Annotated in this window: 4 protein-coding genes and 1 rRNA gene; 1 reads left to right on the top strand and 4 read right to left on the bottom strand. The window is 65.2% G+C overall.

Annotated features, from left to right (window positions below; genetic code table 11):
• Nucleotides 1-22: 22 nt before the first annotated feature.
• Nucleotides 23-1,015, top strand: coding sequence for a hypothetical protein (locus AB4Z38_RS13825; RefSeq protein WP_441430248.1), 993 nt, complete (start codon nt 23-25; stop codon nt 1,013-1,015).
• A 48-nt stretch (nt 1,016-1,063) separates the two neighbouring features.
• On the opposite strand, the gene AB4Z38_RS13830 is transcribed toward AB4Z38_RS13825, so the two are convergent.
• The 4 genes from AB4Z38_RS13830 to rrf all read right to left on the bottom strand — a co-directional run.
• Nucleotides 1,064-3,037, bottom strand: coding sequence for an NHL domain-containing thioredoxin family protein (locus AB4Z38_RS13830; RefSeq protein WP_441430243.1), 1,974 nt, complete (start codon nt 3,035-3,037; stop codon nt 1,064-1,066).
• Entirely contained in the window at nt 3,037-5,202 is a 2,166-nt protein-coding gene (locus AB4Z38_RS13835; protein ID WP_441430244.1) for a cytochrome c oxidase assembly protein, read from the bottom strand. The genes AB4Z38_RS13830 and AB4Z38_RS13835 overlap by 1 nt, the downstream gene beginning before the upstream one ends.
• 106 nt (nt 5,203-5,308) lie before the next feature.
• On the bottom strand, nt 5,309-5,593 hold the full coding sequence (locus AB4Z38_RS13840) for an HU family DNA-binding protein (protein ID WP_184739845.1): 285 nt from the start codon (nt 5,591-5,593) through the stop codon (nt 5,309-5,311).
• Nucleotides 5,594-6,143: 550 nt separating this feature from the next.
• Nucleotides 6,144-6,222: ribosomal RNA gene (gene rrf / locus AB4Z38_RS13845) — 5S ribosomal RNA — on the bottom strand; the annotation flags it as partial.

The raw sequence follows: 6,222 nt of genomic DNA on the forward strand, positions 1-6,222 counted from the left end.
GGGTAACGTAAAGGGCGTGCAGTTGAGTCAAGCGTTGGTCAAGACCGCGGCCGGGTGGCTGCTCGGTCTGATGCTTGCCGTGGCCGCTGCGATCGTTTCCATCAACCTGGTCAGCAACTCCATTGCCAGCCCGCAGCAGCAAGTGCGCGATTACCTCTCGGCCCTCCAGAAGGGGCACGGCGGGGAAGCTCTCGGGCTCCTGCACGCGTCCGTGCCCAACGCCAACGCCGCCATGCTGGACGGTACCGCCCTGCAAACGGCGGCGTCGAAGATCACCGATATCAAGCTCGGCAACGCCGAATCCCGTGGCGGCAACCGGGTGACGGTTCCCATGGACTATCAGATCGACGGCAAGGCGCTGCACTCGGACTTCCTGCTTGAACGGACGGGCACCGAGTGGCTGTTCTTCGGCAAGTGGTCCTTCGTGCCGTCATCCTTGCCGACGATCGAGGTCACCGTGGTGAACGCCACCGAGGCGACCCTCAACGGCGTCCCGGTGAACATGCCCAATGGCCGAAACAGCTTTGCCGTGTTTTACCCTGGCCAGTACGAAGCCAGCCTCGCCGGCAAATACTTCTCGGCGCCGACTACCAGCACATCGGTGACCACGGGCGCCCTGCCTCAGGCACCCCTCAACCTTCTGACCAAGCCCACCGACGCCATGATCAAGGTGGTGAGCGACAAGGTCAAGGAATTCCTGGACACCTGCGCCGCTGACGCCACCAAGCAGCAAAAGCTCCAGCCCGACTGCCCGTTCTACCACGTGACCAACAGCCGGGTGGTGGATGGCACCATCAAATGGCAGATCACGGAGTATCCCAAGGTCAGCATCGACCCCTTTAACGGACAGTGGGTGGTGGCGCCCCTCAACGGCAAGGCCAAGGTAACAGCCCGCGAAATCGACCTATTCAGCGGGCTCGTCGGCGACCTGAGCGCCGTTCACGACTTCAGCTTCACCACGCGACTGGACACAGGGGCGGATACCATCACGGTCACCCCGCTGGTGAGCTTCTAGGCGACGCTGTCACGCGGGCCGACGCGGCCCAGCGTCACGCAGCCCCGCCTAGTCCATCCCGCGCAGGTCAAGCACCAGTTCGGAGTCCCCGTCGGCCTGCAGGACCACCGGAATGCCCCAGTCTTGCTGGTAGAGGTGGCACGCGGCGTGATCGGGGATTTCGCCGTCCTCGGTCTCCGGGCCATCACACGCAGCCGCGCGGGCCGTAATGTGGAGAATCCCCTCAGGAACGTCCGCGGACAGCTCGAGCGTCCGCCGCAGCCCCACGGAGGTGCCTCCGCCGGAAAGCAGCAGCTCGGGCGGGGTCGACGAGATCTTCAGCTGCGTCGGGTCGCCCCAGCGGTCGTCGAGCTTCTGGCCGGTCGGGGCCGTGAAGCGCACGGTGAGCTCCAGGTTCCCGGGCGCCACGGGGCTCTTGGGCCGCTGCGTCTGCGATGCTCCCTCGTCCACCTGCTGGGCTTCCTTGGGGATGGGAACCAGGACGAGCTGGTGCTTGTTGGATTCGACTACCACCAGCAGCGGTTCGCCGCCTTCCGGGTAGACCACGACGACGTCGCTCGGCTCGGCGAGCCCCCGTGCCAGAGTGGAAACCGCCTTAGCCGCGGGATCGTAGCGCCGCACGGCACCGTTGTAGGTGTCTGCGATGGCGACGGAGCCATCAGGGAGCACTGTGACACCAAGGGGGTGCTGCAGTCGGGCTTCGGTGGCCTTGCCGTCCCGGAAGCCGAAATCAAACAGGCCCTTACCCACGGCCGACTCAACGGTTACCCCGGTTTCGCCAAGAACCAGGCGGCGCAATGCCGAGGTCTCGGAGTCGGCCACCCAGATGTTGTCTTCCGCATCCACGGCCAGGCCGGAGGGCTGGGCGAACCAGGCTTCCTCGGCGGCTCCGTCAAGCAAACCTTCAAGGCCCGAACCGGCCAGGATGGATACCTCGCCGCTGAGAGGCTCGAAGGCGAAGATCTGGTGCGTGCCGGCCATCGCGATGACGACGCGCTGCAGCTTCTCGCTCCACACCACGTCCCACGGCGAAGACAGGGAGACCCCGGACCCAACACCCAGTACCCCGACGTCGAGGGCGTCGGCCGCGAAGTCAGCCGGACCGGCGTCGTGGTGTTCAGCCCAAACACCGGCACCGCTTTCCGTCACCCGGGCAGGGCCGGCGTCGAGCAGGCGCTGTACGCCGTTGCCGGCAACGGTCTGCACATAACCTGAGCTGAGCGTGACGCCGCGGAGGCGGTGGTTCACGGTGTCCGCGACCACTGCTTCGTACCCGAGCTTCCAGGCGAGCTCCGCCGGGAGCACTGCCACGCCCTGCGGCTCGTTGAATTGGGCAATTTCCGCCGCGCCGTCGAGGTAACCCTTGGTTCCGGAGCCGATGACGCGCTCCACGGTCTCTAGGTCGGGTCGCAGTTCCACCAAACGGTGGTGGCCCGAATCGACCACAAGGTAGTTGCCGTTGTCCAGCTGGGTCGCCTTGCCGGGGAAACGAAGGGTGCCCGACGTCGGCACGGGAGCCACATAGGGGCCGTCACCGCGGTGGAGGGTCCCCTTGGCCTCGTGTTCGGCCACCAGCTCTTCGAGGAGCACCGCAAGGCCGTCTGCGTGGCCCTCACCGGAAAGGTGCGCCACGATGTAGCCCTCGGGATCCACAACCACCAGCGTCGGCCAGGCGCGGGCCGTGTAGGCCTTCCACGTGGCGAGCTCGGGGTCGTCCAGGACGGGGTGGTGGATTTCGTAACGCTCCACGGCGGATGCGAGGGCCACGGGATCGGCTTCGTGTTCGAACTTGGGTGAGTGCACGCCGACCGTCACCAGGACGTCGGAGTATTTCTCCTCGAGCGGGCGCAGCTCATCCAGGACATGCAGGCAGTTGATGCAGCAGAAGGTCCAGAAGTCCAGCAGCACGATCTTGCCACGCAGGGCTTCCAGGTCCAGGGTCTTCCCACCGGTGTTGAGCCAGCCACGGCCCACCAGTTCAGAGGCGCGGACACGCAGTTGGGTGCGTACGGATTCGCTCATCAGCGTCCTTCCAGATTGGTCTTGCTCTCAGGCTGCTTGGAGTCCCGATCGATCAGTTTCGCATCGCGGTCTGCAAGCCGCGCAAACATATCGTTGTAAGCATTAAGGTCGGCGTCGTTATTCCTGTCCGCCGCCCGGTCGGTGCGTTTGGTCTCGCGCTCATCCGAACGCGACCACATGACCGCGACGCCGATCGCCACCAGCAAGGTGGGAACTTCGCCGATTCCCCAGGCCACGGCGCCGCCTGTCTGCTGGTCGAGCAAGGCCGATTGCCCCCAGGTCCGGCCGAGGTTGCCGAAGTAGTCGGCAGCGAGCAGCCCGGTGCCTCCCATGATGGATACGCCGAAGAAGGCGTGGAAGCCCATCGTGGCGAGCAAGAGAAGCAAGCGCATGGGGTATGGCGCACGTCGGGGCAACGGGTCGGTGCCGATCATGGTGAGGACGAAGATGTAGCCGGTCAGCAAGAAGTGCAGGTTCATCAGTTCATGGCCCACGTGCTCACGCATCGCCCAGCCGAACGCGTCCGAGAAGTAGAACAGGACGATCGAACCGGCAAAGTTTGCGGCGGCAAACAACGGGTGCGTCACCACTTGGGAGAACTTCGAGTGCACAAACACCAGGAGCCATTCACGCAGGCCACGGGAGCCGTCCCCGCGCGATCCCTCGCCGCGCGACGGCAGGGCACGCAATGCCAACGTCACTGGCGAACCCAGGACAAGGAACAGCGGCGCCACCATCGTCAACGCCATGTGATCGACCATGTGCGCGGAGAACAGTACGCGGCCGTAGACCGACGGTGGTCCGGACGTGATGTATGTCAGGACCAGCAGGCCGATCATCCAGTTCACGGCACGGAACCATGACCAGGAGTCACCGCGGCGGCGGACCTTGACCACTCCGAGGATGTAGCTCGCCGCGCCGAAGAGGGCCACCGCCACCCAAAGCCAGTCGAAGCGCCACTCGGTCAACCAGCGCGCGGGCGTCAGTTCGGGCGGCAGCTCGTAACCGGACAGGATAAAGGCCGGCGAGGCGTCGGGCGCGTAGGTGGTGGGCAGCGGCGGTGCCGAACTGGCCAGCGCGACGGCGAGTCCCGACGTCGCGCCCATCACCAGAAGTTCAACCAACACCAGCTGCCACAGCACGCGACGCGTTGTCATGGACTTGCGGCCCAGCTGGGGGATCACCCACTGGCGGTGCATGAAACCGATACCGCCGAGGACAACAGTGGCTAGCGCCTTCGCCAGGATGATCTGCCCATAGGGGGTGCCGACCAAAGCCGAAAAGCTCGTGACGCGAATGCTCGCATTGACTACGCCCGAAGCGAAGACCAGCACGAAGGCAAAGCCTGCCAATGCTGAGAAGCGGCGGAGCGTCTGCTCTGTAATGTCCTGGGTGCCTGATGCCTTGGAACCCCGCAGGAGGCTCGAGAGGACTGCAAGCATGATGATGCCGCCCACCCAGGTGGACACGCCCACCAGGTGAAGGCCGAGCGAATTGATGGCGCCCTCATGGTCGCTGGAACTCGCGGAGTGGCCGATCAGCGCGCTCGGCACCAGTCCGCCCACGGCCAAGACAAGCGTCAGCGCGAGCCCCGCCAACGAGCGGACGCCGAACAGCGCCGTCGTGACAATCGCGGCGATGATCGTCACCGCGAGCCACGCCTGGCCCGTCTGGATGTCCGTCATGAAGTAGACGAGGGACGCAGTGAACTGCGCGTCCCCGGAGAGGCTCTGCCCGGCCACATCCGCGTACGTCAGCACAAGGACCGCGACGGCGGAGAGCGTCCAAGCGGCGCCTGCTGCTGCCGCTACGGCCAAAGCACGGGTGAACGCGGGGTGTTCCGGGGCGTCGTCGCCCTTGGATCGGGATGTGTGCTTGGGAAGGATGACGACGGCGAAGATCAGCCCGCCGATCACAGTCGCCAAGGACACGTTGTGAATGGCTTTGGCGACGGGCAGTCCCCAGCGGACCAAGGCCCCTGGATCAGAGACTTGGCGCGCGGCCGAGGCGCCGGAGAAGATCAGAGCGCCAGCGAGAGCCAAGAGGAGCGCAGCGAAGCCCGCAAGCTGCCACGGCAAGGAGATGCCTTCCACGGCAGCGCCTGCCTTGGTTCCCGGCTTGGAAGCGGGCGAGGGGGCAGTGGCGGGAGTTTTGGCTGATGGCACCTATCCATTGTCTGCTAACCCCGGCGGCGCGGCGAATCGGGCGGATTAAAGCAGAAAGGCGGCAACCCGCAGGTTGCCGCCTTTCCTAGGCGTTCGCCGAAGTGTCTTACTTCTTGGCGACAGCTGCCTTCAGCTTGGAGCCTGCGGTCAGCTTGACGCTGTGGCCAGCGGCGATCTGGATGGTCTCGCCGGTCTGCGGGTTGCGGCCCGTGCGGGCTGCGCGGTCGGTGCGCTCGATGGCGAGCCAGCCCGGAATGGTGATCTTCTCGCCAGCGGCGACGGAAGTCTCGAAAACTTCGAACAGGGCATCGAGCACGGAGTTGACTGCAGCCTGGCTGGTGCCAGCCTTGCCAGCAACCTCGGAAACCAGTTCGCTACGGTTCTTAGCCATTTGTGTCCTCCTGGACTTTACGATTTTGGAGCTCACACACGGCATGCGTGCGAGCCACTGTTCGAAAACTTACCAGCTTGGGAGGGCGCGGCCAGCAAATTCCGCGTGTTTCCGCGCTTTTTTGACCAAATTCACCCTATTTCGGGCGCTTTTGGGGGTCAATTCCGCCGCGGGCGAACTCCCCGCCCCCCGACGCCCGCTCACAAATACCGGGTCATGGCCGGACGCCCGCTCACATATACCCGGTCCGGGCCGGACGCCCGCTCACATATGGCGTGTTCCGGCGGGACGCCCGCTCACTTCTGCTGACGGCGGGTGGGGCAGGGGCCGGCCCGGCTCATAGGTGAGCCGGCGTTGGCCCGCAACCGTTCATAGGTGAGCCGGCGTCCGCCCGCAACGGTTGATAGGTGAGCGGGGGTTGGCCCACAACGGTTGATAGGTGAGCCGGCGTTGGGGTTTTCCGGGTCATGGGTGGCCGGACGCTCACATCTGGGGTGTTAAATGGGTCAGGCCCCGACATGTGGTGTCGGGGCCTGGACCGTTAATGGTTGTCCGGCGGTGTCCTACTCTCCCACACCCTCCCGGGTGCAGTACCATCGGCGCTGTGGGTCTTAGCTTCCGGGTTCGGA

It is taken from the genome of Arthrobacter sp. 2RAF6, from assembly GCF_052115205.1.
In the GTDB taxonomy this organism is placed as follows: domain Bacteria; phylum Actinomycetota; class Actinomycetes; order Actinomycetales; family Micrococcaceae; genus Arthrobacter.

Excerpts from the sequence above, each read along its gene's own strand:
- AB4Z38_RS13830 (WP_441430243.1), bottom strand. The coding sequence starts at position 3,037 with ATGAGCGAATCCGTACGCACCCAACTGCGTGTCCGCGCCTCTGAACTG.
- AB4Z38_RS13840 (WP_184739845.1), bottom strand. The coding sequence starts at position 5,593 with ATGGCTAAGAACCGTAGCGAACTGGTTTCCGAGGTTGCTGGCAAGGCT.